The sequence below is a fragment of the Pseudomonas fjordensis genome, assembly GCF_976987115.1.
Window position 1 is genome coordinate 1,893,240 of record NZ_OZ336860.1, and the last position, 17,793, is coordinate 1,911,032.

Below are 17,793 nucleotides of genomic sequence, written 5' to 3' on the forward strand. Positions count from 1 at the left end.
TCAGGACAAGTTGCGAGTTCTGCGTAAAAAATCCCACACTACAAGAAAACAAATCCTACAGGAGCGACCACCGTGAGCCGCCTGCTACTGAACTGCGACATCGGCGAAAGCTTTGGCAACTGGACCATGGGTCTGGACGCCGAGGTCATGCCGTTCATTGATTGCGCCAACGTGGCATGCGGTTTCCATGCGGGCGACCCGAGCATCATGCGCAAGACCGTCAGCCTGGCGTTCAAGCATGGCGTGCAAGTGGGCGCCCACCCGGCCTACCAGGACCTGCAAGGCTTCGGCCGGCGCTCCATGAACTACACGCCGCAGGAAATCCAGGACCTGTTGCACTACCAGATCGGCGCGCTGGACGGCATCTGCCGGGCCCAGGGCGGGCGCGTCAGCTATGTGAAACCCCATGGTGCGATGTACAACGACATGATGGCCAACCCCGCGCAGTTGCGTGCGGTGATCCAGGCCGTGGCCGCCTATGGCGACCTGCCGCTGATGCTGCTGGCCACCCGTGACAACCGCGCAGCCCAAGCCTTGGGCGACGAATACGGCGTGACCCTGTGGTTCGAAGCCTTCGCTGACCGTGCCTATGACAGTAACGGCCACTTGGTATCCCGGCAGTTACCGGGCGCGGTGCATCACGATGCCGAGACCATCGTGCAGCAGGCCCTGACCCTTTCCCGTGGCGAAGCGCTGATTGCCAGCGACGGCAGCCCATTGGTACTCCAGGCCAATACCTTGTGTGTGCATGGCGACAACGCCAGTTCGGTCGCCGCCGTGCAGCGTATCCGCGAAGCGTTGAAAACAGCATGAACCCACGCATTGAAGTGGTGGCGATCGACTGCCTGATGGTGCGCCTGTTTGACGTGATCGCCGAAGCCAACATGCCGTGGATGCTCGCGGCTACCGAGCGCCTGCGCAACGGTTTTGGCCCGGCCTTGGTGGACTTGGTGCCGTCCTACACCACCTTGATGGTGCATTACGATCTCACGGTGCTCACCCCGGCCCAGGCCCGTGCGCTGATCGACCAGGCCCTCACCGATCTGCAACCCCAGGCTCAGGGGAGTGGCCAGTGCCATGTGTTGCCGGTGTGGTACGACCTGAGTGTCGGCCCGGAACTGGCCCTGTTGTCCCAGCGTAGCGGGCTGACTGTCGAGGAGGTGATCCGCCGCCACAGCGTCCACGAGTACCAGGTGTTCGCCCTCGGTTTTGCTCCAGGGTTTGCCTTTATGGGGCTGGTGGACGAAGTGCTCGCCACGCCGCGCCTCAACACGCCGCGCAAACGCGTGGCCGCTGGCAGCGTCGGCATCGCCGAACGGCAAACCGCCGCTTACCCGGTGGTGTCCCCAGGCGGCTGGAACCTGATCGGCCGCACCCCGGCCAAACTGTTCGACCGTGAGCGCGACGGCTACAGCCTGATGCAGCCCGGCGACACGGTGCGCTTCGCCCCGGTCAGCCACGCCGAATTCGTCAATCTGGGTGGTGATGACACGCCGCTGGAGGCGCAGGCATGAGCCGCTTGATCATCGAGGCCAGCACGCCGCTGTGCTTGTTGCAGGACGCCGGGCGTTTTGGCGTGCGGCATCTGGGCGTGACCCAGGGCGGCGCGCTGGATTGGGTGTCGATGTCCTGGGCCAATTGGCTGCTGGACAATGCCCTGGATGCGCCGGTGGTGGAAATCACCCTGGGCGGCTTTACCCTGCAGGCCGAGGACTATTGCCTGCTGGCCTTGGCCGGTGCGGATCTGGGTGCCTATGTCGATGAGCGTGCGATCAGCCCCGGTCGCAGTTTTATCCTGCAAAAGGGCCAGCGCCTGCGCTTCACCCAGCCGTTCAATGGCGCGCGCGCTTATCTTGCGGCACCTGGTGGCTTTGATGCGCAGGCTGTACTGGGCAGTTGTGCCACGGTGGTGCGCGAAGCGTTGGGCGGGGTGGACGGTTTTGGCAAGGCGTTGGCCGAAGGCGGGCGGTTGGCTTACTCCGGTACGGGCGGCGCAATGAAGGTGCTGGCCAACCCGGATTTGCAATCCGGTGCATCACTGGACGTGATCATCGGCGCGCAGATAGGCCAGTTCAGCGGGCAGAGTCTGTTTGATGCCTTCAACAGCGAATGGGCCCTGGACAGCCGCGCCGACCGCATGGGTATGCGCTTGCTCGGCACGCCGCTTCAGTACCAAGGGCCGTCGTTGATTTCCGAAGGGATTCCATTGGGCGCAATCCAAGTGCCACCGGATGGGCAGCCGATTGTGTTGCTCAATGACCGGCAGACGATCGGTGGTTATCCGCGCCTGGGAGCGCTGACGCCCTTGTCGCTGGCGCGGCTGGCGCAATGTCTGCCGGGGCAGAAGGTGCGGCTGGCCCCGGTGGTGCAGGAGGTGGCGCATCGGCAGCACATCAAGTTTTTGCAGCGGTTTAGCCAACCCTTGTAGGAGCGAGCTTGCTCGCGAAAAACGTCAACGATAACGCGGGCATCCAGATGTACGCGGCGGTCTCAGGTTTTTCGCGAGCAAGCTCGCTCCTACAGTAAGGCGGTGGTGTTATTTGGAGAGAAAGCGCATACCTTCTTCCAGCCCGCGTAGCGTCAGCGGATACATCTGATCCTCCACCAACTCCCGCACAATCCCCGTCGACGCCGTATAGCCCCAGGTATCTTTAGGGTAGGGGTTAATCCAGATCAGCTTCTTGTACTTGGCCATGAAGCGCTGCATCCACACATACCCCGGCTCCTCGTTCCAATGCTCGACGCTGCCACCGGCCTGGGTGATTTCATAAGGCGCCATGGACGCATCGCCGATAAAGATCACTTTGTAATCGGCGCCGTATTTGTGCAGCAGGTCTTGGGTGGAGGTGCGTTCGGACGTGCGGCGCTGGTTGTTCTTCCACACCGATTCGTACACGAAGTTGTGGAAGTAGAAGTACTCCAGGTGCTTGAACTCGGTCTTGCACGCGGAGAACAGCTCTTCGCAGATCTTCACGTGGGCATCCATCGAGCCGCCGATATCGAACAGCAGCAACAGCTTGATGGTGTTACGCCGCTCGGGGCGCATCTGGATATTCAGCAAGCCGGCATCGCGGGCGGTGTGGTCAATGGTGCCATCGATGTCCAGCTCTTCGGCCGCGCCCTGGCGCGCAAATTTGCGCAGGCGGCGCAGGGCGATCTTGATGTTGCGCGTGCCCAGTTCCACCTGGTCGTCGAGGTTCTTGTACTCGCGCTGGTCCCAGACTTTCACCGCCTTGCCCTGGCGCTTGCCGGCGTCACCCACGCGAATGCCTTCGGGGTTGTAGCCGCCGGAACCAAAGGGGCTGGTGCCGCCGGTGCCGATCCACTTGTTGCCACCGGCGTGGCGTTCTTTCTGTTCTTCCAGGCGTTTCTTGAATTCTTCGATGAGCTTGTCGAGGCCACCCAGGGACTGGATCTGCGCGCGTTCTTCATCGCTCAACGAGCGTTCGAACTCCTTGCGCAGCCACTCCTCGGGGATCAGCGCCTGCAGGTGGTCGTCGAGCTTTTCCAGGCCGTTGAAATAGGCGCCGAAGGCCCGGTCGAACTTGTCGAAATGCCGCTCGTCCTTGACCAGGATCGCCCGGGCCAAGTAGTAGAACTCGTCCATGTCGGCGAAGGTCACGCGCTGTTTGAGCGCGTTGATCAGGTCGAGCAGCTCGCGCACCGATACCGGTACCTTGGCGGCACGCATTTCGTTGAACAGGTTGAGCAGCATCAGCGATTACCGCGACGGCTCATGAACGCCAGACGCTCCAGCAACTGCACGTCTTGCTCGTTCTTAACCAAAGCGCCAGCCAGGGGCGGGATGGCCTTGGTCGGGTCGCGCTCGCGCAGCACCGCTTCGCCAATATTGTCGGCCATCAGCAGCTTGAGCCAGTCGACCAGTTCGGAGGTGGAAGGTTTTTTCTTCAGGCCCGGCACCTTGCGCACATCGAAGAACACGTCCAGCGCTTCGCTGACCAGGTCTTTCTTGATGTCCGGGTAGTGCACGTCCACGATCTTTTGCAGGGTGGTGCGGTCGGGGAAGGCGATGTAGTGGAAGAAGCAGCGGCGCAGGAACGCGTCCGGCAGCTCTTTCTCGTTGTTGGAGGTAATGATGATGATCGGGCGCTTCTTGGCCTTGATGGTCTCGTCGATTTCGTAGACGTAGAACTCCATCTTGTCGAGTTCTTGCAGCAGGTCGTTGGGGAACTCGATGTCGGCTTTGTCGATTTCATCGATCAGCAGGATCACCCGCTCTTCGGACTCGAAGGCTTCCCACAGCTTGCCCTTCTTCAGGTAGTTGCGCACGTCGTGCACTTTGTCCACGCCCAGTTGCGAGTCACGCAGGCGGCTGACCGCGTCGTACTCGTACAGGCCTTGATGCGCCTTGGTGGTGGACTTGATGTGCCAGGTGATCAACTTGGCACTGAAGGATTCGGCCAGTTGCTCGGCAAGCATGGTCTTGCCGGTGCCCGGTTCGCCCTTGACCAGCAACGGCCGCTCCAGGGTGATGGCGGCGTTGACGGCCAGTTTCAGGTCATCGGTAGCCACATAGGCCTGGGTGCCTTCGAACTTCATCGGTCATTCCTCGAATTCATCAATGGCCTGACTATACCGCGCAGCCCCGGCGACTGTGAACGCAGACGGGGCATTCAGTCTCTGAATGGCGGGTCAGGCTCAGTCCGCCGATGGCTTGGGTTGTTCATACCGGGCATTGAACGCCTGGATAAACCCATTGCGCAGAATCGCGATCACCGCCGAAAACGCACTGACATTTTGCTGATGCACGCTACCGCTCAGCTCCACACGGGTGGCGAACTGGTTTTTACGCTGGTTTTTCAGCACGGTTTCGCTGGCGCCCACCACGGCTTCCCAGATCGAGCGGAAGATATTCTTGTCCTGGTTTTCAACGTCTTGTTGCCAGTCAAACACCTCCACATCGCGCAGCAGCGGCTTGATATAGCCGGTGAGCCGGCCATTTTCAGCCTGGGCTTCGATCACCACGTCACCCGTGCCGGCCTTGAAGTCGAACTTGCCATAGGCTGAGGCGAAGTCATTCATGCGCTTGAGTTGCAGGTCGCGGGCGCGGAAGCGGAATTCGAACTCTTCAAAATCGCTCAGCGGGTCAAAGGTGGCGTTGGCCTCCAGAGGCGCCTGGCCTTGCAGCAGCGCCTTGCCTTCGAAGCGCGCGTCGCGCTTGCCTTTGACATCCACCACATTGGTCAGGTTATAGAAGCTGGCGTTGACCCCGGTGGCGTTGATATTCACCTGGGGCTTGGAGCTGAAGTTATGGAAGGCGATCTCACCGTCTTCGATGCGCACTTCGTTGAGGGTGATCGGCAACAGTTTGCGCAGTTGTTCCTGCCAGTCGGTACCTTTACCGGTCTGGGACGCCTGCTTGTTGGCACCGCCATCGACAAAGTTGATCTGCGGGCGCACAAAATGCCCCTCGGCCACAACGGCATGGTCGTACCACAGCGAATGCCAGCTCACCGCGAACTCGATCAGCGGCGCCTTGACGAACGGCACCGGGACCTTGCCGTCCACCTTGACGATTTGCAGGCCGTTGATCCGGTAGGCGCCGCGCCATAGCGCCAGGTCCACATCGGCAATCTCGCCACGGTAATCGCCCATGTTGGCGAGTTTGTCGTTCAGGTAGTTGCGCACCAGGTAGGGCAGCGCAAGGTGGATGGCAATCAAGACCAGCACCAGAGCGGCGATGGTCCCTAACGGCCAACTGTAGCGACGTTTCATAGGGCAGTTCTCCTTGCTTGTAGGAGATTGACTGTTCTGATTGGCGCAACGTTCCTCCGTCTGGACGCTTGGGAGCACGAGGCATACCCTTGGGGCCTTTCCCAACGCCTCGACAATAGGAACCGCCATGAGCCGCATCTTTGCAGACAACGCGCACTCCATCGGTAACACGCCCCTGATTCAGATCAACCGCATCGCACCGCGGGGCGTGACGATCCTGGCCAAGATCGAAGGGCGTAACCCCGGCTATTCGGTGAAGTGCCGCATTGGCGCCAGCATGGTCTGGGATGCGGAAAGCAGCGGCAAGCTCAAGCCGGGCATGACCATTGTCGAGCCGACTTCAGGCAACACCGGCATCGGCCTGGCCTTTGTCGCCGCCGCCCGTGGCTACAAACTGCTGCTGACCATGCCGTCGTCCATGAGCCTTGAACGCCGTAAAGTGCTCAAGGCTCTGGGCGCAGAACTGGTGCTGACCGAGCCGGCCAAGGGCATGAAGGGTGCCATCGACAAGGCCGCCGAGATCGTCGCCAGCGACCCGGCCACCTACTTTATGCCGGCCCAGTTCGACAACCCGGCAAACCCTGCCATTCACGAGAAAACCACCGGCCCGGAAATCTGGAACGACACCGACGGCGCCGTGGATGTGCTGGTGGCGGGCGTAGGAACCGGCGGCACCATCACCGGGGTATCGCGCTATATCAAGAACACGGCGGGCAAGCCGATCCTGTCGGTGGCCGTGGAGCCCATGGTTTCCCCGGTGATCACCCAGGCATTGGCAGGTGAAGAGATCAAGCCCAGCCCGCACAAGATCCAGGGGATTGGCGCCGGTTTTGTGCCGAAAAACCTCGACCTGTCGATGGTCGACCGCGTGGAGCTGGCGACTGACGAAGAGTCCAAGGCCATGGCCCGGCGCTTGATGCTGGAAGAGGGCATTCTGTGCGGGATCTCCTGTGGCGCCGCCATGGCGGTGGCCGTGCGTCTGGCCGAGAAGCCGGAAATGCAGGGCAAGACTATCGTGGTGATCTTGCCGGACTCCGGTGAGCGCTACCTGTCGAGCATGTTGTTCAGCGATTTGTTTACCGAACAGGAAAACCAGGCCTGAAACGACTGTAGGAGCGAGCTTGCTCGCGAAAAACCTGAGAACGCCACGTTGTATCAGTAAACCCTCGTTATCGTTGACGTTCTTCGCGAGCAAGCTCGCTCCTACAGGGGTTGATACAGGTCAGTCCGTTTTCCTGGGCCTTCTGCATAATGGCTCAAGTGTTTATCATGGCCGGCTGTTACGTCTGGTTTCCCATTGATGGAAATTTGCTGGCCAGGCGCTTATTTCCAGGAGTTGCTGCATGACCTTTTCTTTGGCCGCCAAATTGTCGGTGTTGCTGCTGTTCATCGGCAGCACGCTGTATGTGCACCTGCGTGGCAAGGCCCGTTTGCCGATGTTGCGTCAGTTTGTCAACCATTCGGCGCTGTTCGCCCCGTATAACGCCCTGATGTACCTGTTTTCCGCGGTGCCGTCCAAGCCGTACCTGGACCGCAGCAAGTTCCCGGAACTGGATGTGCTCAAGGACAACTGGGAAGTGATCCGCGAAGAGGCCATGCACCTGTTCGACGAGGGCTACATCCGCGCCGCCGAAAAGAACAACGACGCCGGTTTCGGTTCGTTCTTCAAGAAGGGCTGGAAGCGTTTCTACCTCAAGTGGTACGACAAACCGCTGCCTTCGGCCGAGGCACTGTGCCCCAAGACTGTGGCTCTGGTGAGCAGCATCCCTAACGTCAAGGGCGCGATGTTCGCGCTGTTGCCGGGCGGCAGCCACCTCAACCCGCACCGCGACCCGTTCGCCGGTTCCCTGCGTTATCACCTGGGGCTTGCCACGCCGAACTCCGACGACTGCCGTATCTTCGTCGACGGCCAGGTCTACGCCTGGCGCGACGGTGAAGACGTGATGTTCGACGAAACCTACGTGCACTGGGTGAAAAACGAAACCGAACAGACCCGTGTGATCCTGTTCTGCGACATTGAGCGCCCCCTGAGCAACCGCGTGATGACCCGCATCAACCGCTGGGTCAGCAAGCAACTGGGCCGCGCGACCGCGCCGCAGAACCTCGATGACGAGCGCGTGGGCGGCATCAACCAGGCGTACGCCTGGAGCAAGACCTTCAGCGACAAGTTCAGCGGCCAGGTCAAGCAGTGGAAACGCAAGCATCCGAAGGCCTACCGCATTGCGCGGCCGGTGCTGGCGGTAGTCGTCTTGGTACTGCTGTGGAAGTGGCTGTTCGGCTGATCTGAAATACGGTCAAAACTGTGGGAGCGGGCTTGCTCGCGAATACTGAGTGTCAGTCGATACATTCTTGACTGACTCACCGCCTTCGCGAGCAAGCCCGCTCCCACATTAGTTTTGCGGCGTTGGTCAGGACGCGATCAACTGGCGCAGCACGTAGTGCAGAATCCCACCGGCCTTGAAGTACTCCACCTCATTCAAGGTATCAATCCGGCACAGCACCTCAACTTTCTCGCTGCTGCCATCCTCGCGAGTGATCACCAGCGTCAGGTTCATCCGCGGCTCGATCTCGGCATCGGTCAGCCCGAGGATATCGATCTTCTCCTTGCCGGTGAGCTTGAGTGTCTTACGGTTCTGATCCAGCTTGAACTGCAACGGCAACACGCCCATGCCCACCAGGTTGGAGCGGTGGATACGCTCGAAACTCTCGGCGATCACTGCCTTGACGCCCAGCAGGTTAGTGCCCTTGGCCGCCCAGTCGCGGCTGGAGCCGGTGCCGTATTCCTGGCCGGCGATCACCACCAGCGGTGTGCCCGAGGCCTGGTACTGCATGGCGGCATCGTAGATCGCCATTTTCTCGCCAGTGGGGATGTACAGCGTGTTACCGCCTTCTTCGCCGCCGAGCATTTCATTGCGGATACGGATATTGGCGAAGGTGCCGCGCATCATCACTTCATGGTTGCCCCGGCGTGAGCCGTAGGAGTTGAAGTCACGCGGCTCAACGCCCTGTTCGCGCAGGTAGCGCCCGGCCGGGCTGTCGGCCTTGATGTTGCCGGCAGGCGAGATGTGGTCGGTGGTCACCGAGTCGCCCAGCAGGGCCAGCACGTTTGCGCCCTTGACGTCCTCGATCACCGGCAGCGGGCCAGCAATGTCGTCGAAGAACGGCGGGTGCTGGATGTAGGTGGAATCCGGCTGCCACACATAGGTGGCCGCCTGCGGCACCTCAATGGCTTGCCACTGCTCGTCGCCGGCAAACACTTCGGCATATTCCTTGTGGAACATGCTGGTGCTGACCTGGGCCACCGCCTCGGCGATTTCCTGGCTGCTGGGCCAGATGTCCTTCAGGTACACCGGGTTGCCCTGCTGGTCATTGCCCAGCGGCTCGCTGCTGATGTCGATGCGCACGGTGCCGGCCAACGCGTAGGCGACGACCAGGGGCGGTGAGGCCAGCCAGTTGGTTTTCACCAGCGGGTGCACGCGGCCTTCGAAGTTACGGTTACCGGACAGCACCGAGGCCACGGTGAGGTCGGCCTTCTGGATGGCTTTTTCGATCGGCTCGGGCAGGGGCCCGGAGTTGCCGATACAGGTGGTGCATCCGTAGCCCACCAGGTCGAAGCCAAGCTTGTCCAGGTATTGAGTGAGGCCCGCCGCCTTGTAGTAGTCGGTGACCACTTTGGAGCCCGGCGCCAGGGAGCTTTTCACCCAGGGCTTGCGGGTCAGGCCTTTTTCCACGGCTTTCTTTGCCACCAACCCGGCGGCCATCATCACGCTGGGGTTGGAGGTGTTGGTGCAGGAGGTAATGGCGGCAATCACCACCGCGCCGTTTTTCAGGCGATAGGTGTTGCCTTCATATTCATAATCGGCCTCGCCGACCAGGTCGGCATTGCCCACGGCAACGCCGCCACCGCCTTCGCTTTCCAGGCGGCCTTCTTCTTTGCTGGTGGGTTTGAATTGCAGGTCGAGAAAATCGCTGAACGCTTGGCCGACATTCGGCAGGGCAACCCGGTCCTGTGGGCGTTTGGGCCCGGCAAGGCTGGCCTCGACAGTGCCCATGTCCAGGGCCAGGGTGTCGGTGAAGATTGGCTCCTGGCCGGCGTTGCGCCACAGGCCCTGGGCCTTGGTATAGGCTTCCACCAGCTTGACCGTCTCAGCCGGGCGGCCGGACAGGCGCAGGTAGTCCAGGGTCACCTCATCCACCGGGAAAAAGCCACAGGTCGCGCCGTATTCCGGGGCCATGTTGGCGATTGTCGCGCGGTCGGCCAGGGGCAAGTCGGCCAGGCCGTCGCCGTAGAACTCGACGAACTTGCCCACCACGCCTTTTTTGCGCAGCATTTGCGTGACGGTCAGCACCAGATCGGTGGCGGTGATGCCTTCCTTGAGCTTGCCGGTGAGCTTGAAGCCGATCACTTCCGGGATCAGCATCGACACCGGCTGGCCGAGCATCGCCGCTTCGGCTTCGATGCCGCCCACGCCCCAGCCGAGTACGCCGAGGCCGTTGATCATGGTGGTGTGGGAGTCGGTGCCGACCAGGGTGTCGGGGAAGGCGTAGGTGCGGCCGTCTTCCTCTTTGGTCCACACGGTGCGGCCCAGGTATTCGAGGTTGACCTGGTGGCAGATGCCGGTGCCCGGCGGTACCACGCTGAAGTTGTCGAAGGCGCTCTGGCCCCAGCGCAGGAAGGCGTAGCGTTCGCCGTTGCGCTGCATTTCGATATCGACGTTCTGCTCGAAGGCGCTGGTGCTGCCGAACTTGTCTACCATCACCGAGTGGTCAATCACTAGGTCCACCGGGGACAGCGGGTTGATGCGCTGCGGGTCACCACCGGCCTTGGCCACGGCGGCGCGCATGGCGGCCAGGTCGACCACGGCGGGTACGCCGGTAAAGTCCTGCATCAGCACGCGAGCGGGGCGGTACTGGATCTCGCGGTGGGACTGGCGTTCTTTGAGCCAGGCGGCGATGGCCTTGAGGTCGGTGCCGGTGACGGTCTTGGCGTCTTCCCAGCGCAGCAGGTTTTCCAGCAGCACCTTGAGGGACATCGGCAGCTTGTCCAGGTCACCCAGGCTCTTGGCGGCTTCGGGCAGGCTGAAGTAGTGGTAAATTTTGCTGTCTATTTGCAGTGTCTTAAGGGTTCTCAGGCTATCAAGGGATGACATTACATGACTCCTTATGGTCCGCACGGCTACGGACCTGACGGGACGAACAGAGCTATCACGTTAGCGCTGTTTTCATTAGCAGGCTAATAACTGGACTCTATCGCTGAGTCCAAGGTTCCGAACTCGGCTATCATGCGCGCGTTTTCATGACAGGTATTGCGATAGCGCAAGGCCAGTTGATTCACCAGGAGATTCAATGAACACCCTTTTTATGCACTGCCGCCCGGGTTTTGAAGGCGAAGTCTGTTCCGAGATCGCGGAGCACGCCGCGCGCCTGAACGTTTCCGGCTACGCCAAGGCCAAGACCGGCAGCGCCTGCGCCGAATTTGTCTGCACCGAAGAAGATGGCGCCCAGCGCCTGATGCACGGCCAGCGCTTTGCCGAGCTGATCTTCCCGAGGCAGTGGGCGCGCGGGGTGTTTATCGACCTGCCGGAAACCGACCGCATCAGCGTGATCCTCGCCCACCTGCGCGAATTCCCCGTGTGCGGCAGCCTGTGGCTGGAGATGGTCGACACCAACGACGGCAAGGAACTGTCCAACTTCTGCAAGAAATTCGAAGTGCACCTGCGCAAAGCCCTGCTTAACGCCGGCAAGCTGGTGGACGACCCGAGCAAGCCGCGCCTGCTGTTGACCTTCAAGAGCGGCCGCGAAGTGTTCATGGGCCTGGCCGAGTCGAACAACTCGGCGATGTGGCCCATGGGCATTCCGCGCCTCAAGTTCCCGCGTGACGCGCCCAGCCGCTCGACCTTGAAGCTGGAAGAGGCCTGGCACCACTTTATCCCCCGTGACCAGTGGGACGAACGCCTGCACGGCGACATGACCGGCGTCGACCTTGGCGCAGCGCCAGGCGGCTGGACCTGGCAACTGGTCAACCGTGGCATGCTGGTGACCGCCATCGACAACGGCCCCATGGCCGAAAGCCTGATGGACACCGGCCTGGTGCAGCACTTGATGGCTGACGGCTTTACCTTCGTGCCCAAGCAGCCGGTGGACTGGATGGTCTGCGATATCGTCGAGAAACCTGCGCGCAACGCGGCACTGTTGGAAACCTGGATTGGCGAAGGGCATTGCCGCGAGGCGGTGGTAAACCTGAAGTTGCCGATGAAGCAGCGTTACGCCGAAGTGAAGCGTTTGCTGGAGCGCATCGAAGAGGGCTTCAAGGCGCGTGGCATTCGTGTGGAGATCGGCTGCAAGCAGCTCTACCACGACCGCGAAGAAGTGACATGTCACCTGCGCCGCCTGGTAGATGTAAAGAAATCCAAAAACCGCTGATATTAAATGTGGGAGCTGGCTTGCCTGCGAAAGCGGTATAACAGTAGAAATTTATGTTGAATGTGCCCCCGTCATCGCGGGCAAGCCCGCTCCCACAGTGTTGAGCGGTGCCAGTTTTAGGAGTGAAGTATGAGTCTTGAACAGCCTGTCGATGGCACCCTCGACGCCACCGGCCTCAATTGCCCAGAGCCGGTGATGATGTTGCACCAGCACATCCGCGACCTGCCGGCGGGCGGCCTGCTCAAGGTGATCGCGACCGACCCGTCGACCCGTCGCGATATCCCCAAGTTCTGCGTGTTTCTCGACCACGAACTGGTGGATCAACAGGAAGATGCTGGCACCTACTTGTACTGGATCCGCAAGAAAGCCGATTAAGCCTGCGCCTTTTCGGCCCGAATGCGTCGGCGTGCACTGCGCGCCAGGCGCACCACCAACATCCCCGCCGCACAGCTCAAGCCCACGATCAGCCCTTGCCATAAACCGCTCGGGCCGCTGGGCTCACCGAGCCAGTTGGTCAGGCCCAGGGCGTAACCCACCGGCAAGCCCACGCCCCAATAGGCGAACAGGGTCAGCACCATGGTCACCCGGGTGTCCTGGTAGCCGCGCAATGCGCCCGCGGCGGTGACCTGGATCGAGTCAGAGAACTGGAACAACGCCGAAAACACGATCAGCATCGACGCCAGATGGATCACCACCGGGTCGGGGGTGTAGATCGCTGCAATCTGCTCGCGAAACAGCAGCATCAAGCTGCAGGAAAAGCACGCGTACGCCAGGGCGGTGCCCATGCCGACGCCGGCGGCGAAGCGAGCTTCCCGGGGTTCGCCGCGCCCCAACGCCTGGCCGACCCGCACGGTGACGGCCATGCTCAGGGAATAGGGGATCATGAACACCAGGGAGCTGACGTTCAGGGCGATCTGATGGCCGGACACCACGGTAGCGCCCAGGCTGCCAAGCAACAGGGCAATCACCGCGAAAATGCTCGACTCGGCGAAGATCGCCACACCAATCGGCAGGCCTATGCCCAATATGCGTTTGATCACCGTCCATTGCGGCCAGTCGAAGCGCTTGAACAATTCGCTGCTTTGATAGGCCGCACCCCAGCGCGTCCAGATGGCCAGGCCGATCATCATCACCCACATCGCAATGGCGGTAGCCCAGCCACAGCCCACGCCGCCCATGGCCGGTACGCCAAAGTGGCCGTAGATGAAGATGTAGTTCAGCGGAATATTCAGCGCCAACCCGCACAAGCCCATGACCATGCTCGGCCGTGTACGGCCCAGGCCGTCACTGAAACAGCGAAACACGTAGTACAGCGCCACCGCCGGCATACCGGCGGCGATGCCGTGCAGGTAGCCCATGGACGGCTCGATCAGGTCGGGCTCGACCTTCATGGCATGCAGGATCGGCTCGGCGCACAGCAACAACAGCGCGCCGCAGAGGCCGACCACCACGGCCAACCACAACGATTGGCGCACCAGAGGCCCGATCTCGGTGAGTTTGCCCGCGCCATAACGTTCGGCAACTTTCGGCGTGGTGGCAAGCAACGTGCCGGTCATCAACAGGTACACCGGGATCCAGATCGAATTACCCAGGCCCACCGCCGCCAGGTCCTGCGGGCTCACGCGCCCGGCCATCACCGCATCGACGAAGCTCATCGCGGTGGTTGCCAGTTGGCCAATCATGATCGGCAAGGCCAGCGTCAGCAGGCCGCGCACTTCCCGGCTGATGCGGGCGGGGCGGGAGAGGGTAGCGGTGGCAGTGTTCACGTACAGGTGTCCAATAAAAAGGCAGTCGCAAGGACGGCGGATTCTACGCGTTGACGCAGTGGTCAGGAAAAAACCTGTGTTAGGGATTTGTAAGCAATGCGCCCAGGCCTGCGCTGATCCTGTGTGGGAGCTGGCTTGCCTGCGATGCGGGCACCTCGGTACATCAGGCAAACCGGGTCGATGCAATCGCAGGCAAGCCAGCTCCTACACAGGATCTTCTGTACACTGCCATTCCGCCAAAGGAGCCTGCCATGCTGATTGTTGCCGACGAAAATATCCCGCTGCTCGATGCATTCTTCGAAGGGTTTGGCGAGATTCGCCGCGTGCCCGGCCGTTCCATCGACCGCGCCACGGTCGAGCAGGCCGATGTACTGCTGGTGCGCTCGGTGACCAACGTCAACCGTGCCCTGCTTGAGGGCAGTAAGGTGCGCTTTGTCGGCACTTGCACCATCGGCACCGACCACCTGGACCTCGACTACTTCAAGCAAGCGGGTATCCAGTGGTCCAGCGCGCCCGGCTGCAATGCGCGTGGGGTGGTGGACTACGTGCTCGGCAGCTTGCAGACCCTGGCTGAAATCGAAGGCGCCGACCTCAAGCAACGCACTTACGGCATCGTCGGCGCCGGTGAAGTCGGCGGGCGCTTGGTCAAGGTGCTCAAGGGCCTGGGCTGGAATGTGTTGGTGTGCGACCCGCCGCGCCAGATCACCGAAGACGGTGACTACGTCAGCCTGCAGCAGATCATCGAGCAATGTGACGTGATCAGCTTGCATACGCCGTTGATCAAGTCCGGCAATGGTTCGACCTGGCACCTGTTTGATCGCCAACGCCTGGAACAGCTCAAGCCGGGCACCTGGCTGATCAACGCCAGCCGGGGCGCGGTGGTGGATAACGCCGCCCTGCGCGAGGTGTTGCTGGCGCGCGAAGACCTGCAAGCGGTGCTGGACGTGTGGGAAGGCGAGCCCGAGGTGGATGTCGAGCTGGCTGACCTGTGCGTGCTGGCCACGCCCCATATCGCCGGCTACAGCCTCGATGGCAAACAGCGCGGCACCGCGCAGATTTACCAGGCGCTGTGTGCGCACCTGGGCCAGGAACCGAGTATTCAATTGAGTGATTTGCTACCGGCCCCCTGGCTGGCCGAGATGCACTTGAACGCTACGACTGACCCGGCCTGGGCGCTGGCGACCTTGTGCCGCAGTGTGTACGACCCACGCCGTGACGACGCGGATTTCCGCCGCAGCCTGGTAGGCACCGTGCAGCAACAGCGCCAGGCCTTTGACCTGCTGCGCAAGCATTACCCGGAGCGTCGCGAGATTGATGGCTTGAAGGTGCGCATCAAGGGGGAGTCGGCGGTGCTGTCGCAGATCGTCACTGCTCTGGGCGCCGAACACCTATAAGCTATAACTGTAGGAGCGAGCTTGCTCGCGAAAAACGTCAACGATAACGCAGCGTTTCTGATTTAACGCGGCGCCCTCAGGTTTTTCGCGAGCAAGCTCGCTCCTACAGGGACACAAAAAACCCGGCCACCGGGGCCGGGTTTGAAAGAGCGTGGGCGCTTCAGCCTCGCGGGGCAGGATTAACCAGTCGCTGTTCCAATTCGCAGCAGGCTTGCTGGATCATTTCTTCGGTAATCTGCACTTCCTGGCCTTTGGCATCGATATACGAGCAAGGCAGCTGCTGCGGCTGGCGGATCACTTCAATCTTGGCGTCGCTGCTATTTTGCAAGGTCATGGCCTGTCTCCTCATCAGGTTGTGTACCTACTTTAATTCCCCCGCATGAACGCGCTGTTACAACTCCTTACACGCTCATCGGTTTGAACACCCAGTCCACCAGAAACCGTTACATATTTCCAGATCAGGCTTAGACCGATAGCCTCTAGCGGCCTGCATCGGTGGGCATAATTAACCTGACTCATTGTTATTTGTGCAAGTTCCCCCAATGTTGATGTATAGACTCTCCATTGGTGATCCTTCCATGTTCTCCATTCGTCAACGCCGTGCGATTCGCCTGGCCAGTCGCTTTATTGCGCCCTACCGCTGGCAGGCGCTTGGCGCACTGCTGGCGCTGATCGTCACCGCTGGCATCACCTTGTCCATGGGGCAGGGCATACGCCTGCTGGTGGACCAGGGCTTCATGACCCAGTCGCCGCACCTGCTCAACCAGTCCATCGGCCTGTTCATGCTGCTGGTGCTCGGCCTGGCCGTGGGCACCTTCACGCGGTTTTACCTGGTGTCGTGGATTGGCGAGCGGGTGGTGGCCGATATTCGCCGGCAAGTGTTCAACCACCTGATCTACCTGCACCCAGGTTTCTACGAGAACAACCGCAGCTCGGAAATCCAGTCGCGGCTGACCACCGACACCACCTTGCTGCAATCGGTGATCGGCTCATCGCTGTCGCTGTTTTTGCGCAATGCGCTGATGGTGATCGGCGGCATCGTGTTGCTGTTTATCACGAACCCCAAGCTCACCAGCATCGTGGTGGTGGCGTTGCCGCTGGTGCTGGCGCCGATCCTGATCTTCGGGCGCCGAGTGCGCAGCCTGTCGCGTTTGAGCCAGGACCGTATCGCGGACGTTGGCAGCTATGTCGCCGAGACCTTGGGCCAGATCAAGACCGTGCAGGCCTATAACCATCAGGTGCAGGACGAACAGCGCTTTGCCGTCACCGTCGAGGACGCCTTCATCACCGCACGTAAGCGCATCTTGCAGCGCTCCTGGCTGATTACCCTGGTGATCATGCTGGTGCTCGGCGCGGTGGGCGTGATGCTGTGGGTGGGCGGCATGGACGTGATCAGCGGGCGCATTTCCGGCGGTGAGCTGGCGGCGTTCGTGTTCTACAGCCTGATTGTCGGCAGCGCCGTTGGCACCCTGAGCGAAGTGCTTGGCGAGTTGCAGCGTGCTGCCGGGGCGGCCGAGCGGATCGGTGAGCTGTTGCAGTCAGGCAACGATATCCAGGCGCCGGCCACTGGCGGCGTACGCTTGCCAGAACGGGTCAGCGGCCGCATGGAACTGCAAGACCTGCGCTTTTGCTACCCCTCGCGGCCGGACAGCTACGCCATCGATGGCTTGAACCTCACCATCAACCCGGGCGAAACCCTGGCGTTGGTCGGGCCGTCCGGCGCGGGCAAATCGACGATCTTCGACCTGCTGCTGCGCTTCTACGACCCCCAGCAAGGCCGCATCCTGCTCGAAGGCCAGCCGCTGACCGAGCTTGACCCGTTAGACCTGCGGCGCCATTTCGCCCTGGTGTCCCAGAGCCCGGCGTTGTTCTTCGGCAGCGTCGAGGACAACATTCGCTACGGCAACCCGTCCGCCACCACCGCCCAAGTGGAAGCCGCCGCGCGTATTGCCCACGCCCACGACTTCATCCTGCAAATGCCCGACGGCTACCAAACCCACCTTGGCGAAAGTGGCCTGGGCCTCTCTGGCGGCCAGCGCCAACGCCTGGCCATCGCCCGCGCCTTGTTGGTCGACGCGCCGATCCTGCTGCTGGACGAAGCCACCAGCGCCCTCGACGCCCAGAGCGAACACCTGATCCAGCAAGCACTGCCGCAACTCATGCAGGGGCGAACCACGCTGGTGATCGCACACCGTTTGGCCACGGTGAAGAATGCCGACCGCATTGCGGTGATGGACCAGGGCAAGCTGGTGGCGGTGGGCACGCATCAGCAGTTGATTGCGAGCAACCCGCTGTATGCGCGGTTGGCGGCGTTGCAGTTCAATGATGGAGATGAACAGGTGAAATAAAAAATGCCCGCATCTCTCTATGCGGGCACTGGAACCTCTGTAGGAGCGAGCTTGCTCGCGAAAACCTCACAGGCACCGCGTTCATCCATGAAGCACGCGTTAGCGTTGACGGTCTTCGCGAGCAAG

At 61.3% G+C, this 17,793-nt stretch carries 15 protein-coding genes; 9 read left to right on the forward strand and 6 right to left on the reverse strand.

Going from position 1 to position 17,793, the window contains the following annotated elements; translation table 11 throughout:
* Window positions 1-72 precede the first annotated feature (72 nt).
* The 3 genes from ACWHXD_RS08770 to ACWHXD_RS08780 are packed head-to-tail and all read left to right on the forward strand — an operon-like array spanning window position 73 to window position 2,428.
* Window positions 73-813, forward strand: a complete 741-nt coding sequence (locus ACWHXD_RS08770; RefSeq protein ID WP_032892866.1) for a 5-oxoprolinase subunit PxpA — start codon at window positions 73-75, stop codon at window positions 811-813.
* Window positions 810-1,514, forward strand: coding sequence for a 5-oxoprolinase subunit PxpB (gene pxpB, locus ACWHXD_RS08775; RefSeq protein WP_032892865.1), 705 nt, complete (start codon window positions 810-812; stop codon window positions 1,512-1,514). The genes ACWHXD_RS08770 and pxpB overlap by 4 nt, the downstream gene beginning before the upstream one ends.
* The gene (locus tag ACWHXD_RS08780) at window positions 1,511-2,428 is read left to right on the forward strand and encodes a 5-oxoprolinase subunit C family protein (protein ID WP_138762177.1); all 918 of its coding nucleotides are present in this window, start codon (window positions 1,511-1,513) and stop codon (window positions 2,426-2,428) included. Before pxpB ends, ACWHXD_RS08780 begins: the two co-directional genes overlap by 4 nt.
* 108 nt (window positions 2,429-2,536) lie before the next feature.
* Here the strand turns inward: ACWHXD_RS08780 and ACWHXD_RS08785 are convergent, their stop codons facing one another.
* From ACWHXD_RS08785 to ACWHXD_RS08795, 3 genes are all read right to left on the reverse strand, one after another.
* Complete coding sequence (locus ACWHXD_RS08785) at window positions 2,537-3,715, reverse strand: vWA domain-containing protein (RefSeq protein WP_032892863.1); 1,179 nt, start codon at window positions 3,713-3,715, stop codon at window positions 2,537-2,539.
* Window positions 3,715-4,560 (reverse strand): AAA family ATPase, encoded by an 846-nt coding sequence (locus ACWHXD_RS08790; RefSeq protein ID WP_138762176.1) that lies wholly within the window; start codon window positions 4,558-4,560, stop codon window positions 3,715-3,717. The genes ACWHXD_RS08785 and ACWHXD_RS08790 overlap by 1 nt, the downstream gene beginning before the upstream one ends.
* Before the next feature lie 99 nt (window positions 4,561-4,659).
* Window positions 4,660-5,736: a DUF748 domain-containing protein gene (locus ACWHXD_RS08795; protein WP_003189629.1), complete on the reverse strand. Its 1,077-nt coding sequence runs from the start codon at window positions 5,734-5,736 to the stop codon at window positions 4,660-4,662.
* A gap of 127 nt (window positions 5,737-5,863) precedes the next feature.
* Between ACWHXD_RS08795 and cysK the strand changes: the two genes are divergently transcribed.
* Both cysK and ACWHXD_RS08805 read left to right on the forward strand, forming a co-directional pair.
* Window positions 5,864-6,838 (forward strand): cysteine synthase A, encoded by a 975-nt coding sequence (cysK, locus tag ACWHXD_RS08800; protein WP_032892862.1) that lies wholly within the window; start codon window positions 5,864-5,866, stop codon window positions 6,836-6,838.
* Between the two features lie 241 nt (window positions 6,839-7,079).
* Entirely contained in the window at window positions 7,080-8,018 is a 939-nt protein-coding gene (locus ACWHXD_RS08805) for an aspartyl/asparaginyl beta-hydroxylase domain-containing protein (RefSeq protein WP_003189633.1), read from the forward strand.
* A gap of 126 nt (window positions 8,019-8,144) precedes the next feature.
* Here ACWHXD_RS08805 and acnA read toward each other — a convergent pair whose 3' ends face one another.
* Window positions 8,145-10,886, reverse strand: coding sequence for an aconitate hydratase AcnA (acnA, locus tag ACWHXD_RS08810; RefSeq protein WP_098952419.1), 2,742 nt, complete (start codon window positions 10,884-10,886; stop codon window positions 8,145-8,147).
* Window positions 10,887-11,082: 196 nt separating this feature from the next.
* Here acnA and rlmM point away from each other — a divergent pair, with 196 nt between their 5' ends.
* Both rlmM and tusA read left to right on the forward strand, forming a co-directional pair.
* A complete protein-coding gene (rlmM, locus tag ACWHXD_RS08815) occupies window positions 11,083-12,159 on the forward strand; it encodes a 23S rRNA (cytidine(2498)-2'-O)-methyltransferase RlmM (RefSeq protein ID WP_098952417.1) in 1,077 nt (358 codons plus the stop codon).
* A 129-nt stretch (window positions 12,160-12,288) separates the two neighbouring features.
* Complete coding sequence (gene tusA / locus ACWHXD_RS08820; RefSeq protein WP_020302891.1) at window positions 12,289-12,534, forward strand: sulfurtransferase TusA; 246 nt, start codon at window positions 12,289-12,291, stop codon at window positions 12,532-12,534.
* On the opposite strand, the gene ACWHXD_RS08825 is transcribed toward tusA, so the two are convergent.
* Window positions 12,531-13,925 carry an MATE family efflux transporter gene (locus tag ACWHXD_RS08825; protein WP_003189639.1) on the reverse strand — a complete coding sequence of 465 codons (1,395 nt, stop codon included), beginning with the start codon at window positions 13,923-13,925 and terminating at the stop codon, window positions 12,531-12,533. The genes tusA and ACWHXD_RS08825 overlap by 4 nt on opposite strands.
* 251 nt (window positions 13,926-14,176) lie before the next feature.
* On the opposite strand from ACWHXD_RS08825, the gene pdxB reads away from it, so the two are divergent.
* Entirely contained in the window at window positions 14,177-15,319 is a 1,143-nt protein-coding gene (gene pdxB / locus ACWHXD_RS08830; RefSeq protein ID WP_138762175.1) for a 4-phosphoerythronate dehydrogenase PdxB, read from the forward strand.
* Between the two features lie 160 nt (window positions 15,320-15,479).
* On the opposite strand, the gene ACWHXD_RS08835 is transcribed toward pdxB, so the two are convergent.
* A complete protein-coding gene (locus ACWHXD_RS08835) occupies window positions 15,480-15,653 on the reverse strand; it encodes a PA1571 family protein (RefSeq protein WP_032892854.1) in 174 nt (57 codons plus the stop codon).
* A gap of 214 nt (window positions 15,654-15,867) precedes the next feature.
* Between ACWHXD_RS08835 and ACWHXD_RS08840 the strand changes: the two genes are divergently transcribed.
* On the forward strand, window positions 15,868-17,667 hold the full coding sequence (locus ACWHXD_RS08840; RefSeq protein ID WP_192901641.1) for an ABC transporter transmembrane domain-containing protein: 1,800 nt from the start codon (window positions 15,868-15,870) through the stop codon (window positions 17,665-17,667).
* Window positions 17,668-17,793 lie beyond the last annotated feature (126 nt).

What these genes read in the sequence shown, in the direction of transcription:
- pxpB (WP_032892865.1), top strand. Translation starts at nt 810, where the DNA reads ATGAACCCACGCATTGAAGTGGTGGCGATCGACTGCCTGATGGTGCGC.
- ACWHXD_RS08780 (WP_138762177.1), top strand. Translation starts at nt 1,511, where the DNA reads ATGAGCCGCTTGATCATCGAGGCCAGCACGCCGCTGTGCTTGTTGCAG.
- ACWHXD_RS08785 (WP_032892863.1), bottom strand. Translation starts at nt 3,715, where the DNA reads ATGCTGCTCAACCTGTTCAACGAAATGCGTGCCGCCAAGGTACCGGTA.
- ACWHXD_RS08790 (WP_138762176.1), bottom strand. Translation starts at nt 4,560, where the DNA reads ATGAAGTTCGAAGGCACCCAGGCCTATGTGGCTACCGATGACCTGAAA.
- ACWHXD_RS08795 (WP_003189629.1), bottom strand. Translation starts at nt 5,736, where the DNA reads ATGAAACGTCGCTACAGTTGGCCGTTAGGGACCATCGCCGCTCTGGTG.
- cysK (WP_032892862.1), top strand. Translation starts at nt 5,864, where the DNA reads ATGAGCCGCATCTTTGCAGACAACGCGCACTCCATCGGTAACACGCCC.
- ACWHXD_RS08805 (WP_003189633.1), top strand. Translation starts at nt 7,080, where the DNA reads ATGACCTTTTCTTTGGCCGCCAAATTGTCGGTGTTGCTGCTGTTCATC.
- acnA (WP_098952419.1), bottom strand. Translation starts at nt 10,886, where the DNA reads ATGTCATCCCTTGATAGCCTGAGAACCCTTAAGACACTGCAAATAGAC.
- rlmM (WP_098952417.1), top strand. Translation starts at nt 11,083, where the DNA reads ATGAACACCCTTTTTATGCACTGCCGCCCGGGTTTTGAAGGCGAAGTC.
- tusA (WP_020302891.1), top strand. Translation starts at nt 12,289, where the DNA reads ATGAGTCTTGAACAGCCTGTCGATGGCACCCTCGACGCCACCGGCCTC.
- pdxB (WP_138762175.1), top strand. Translation starts at nt 14,177, where the DNA reads ATGCTGATTGTTGCCGACGAAAATATCCCGCTGCTCGATGCATTCTTC.
- ACWHXD_RS08835 (WP_032892854.1), bottom strand. Translation starts at nt 15,653, where the DNA reads ATGACCTTGCAAAATAGCAGCGACGCCAAGATTGAAGTGATCCGCCAG.
- ACWHXD_RS08840 (WP_192901641.1), top strand. Translation starts at nt 15,868, where the DNA reads ATGTATAGACTCTCCATTGGTGATCCTTCCATGTTCTCCATTCGTCAA.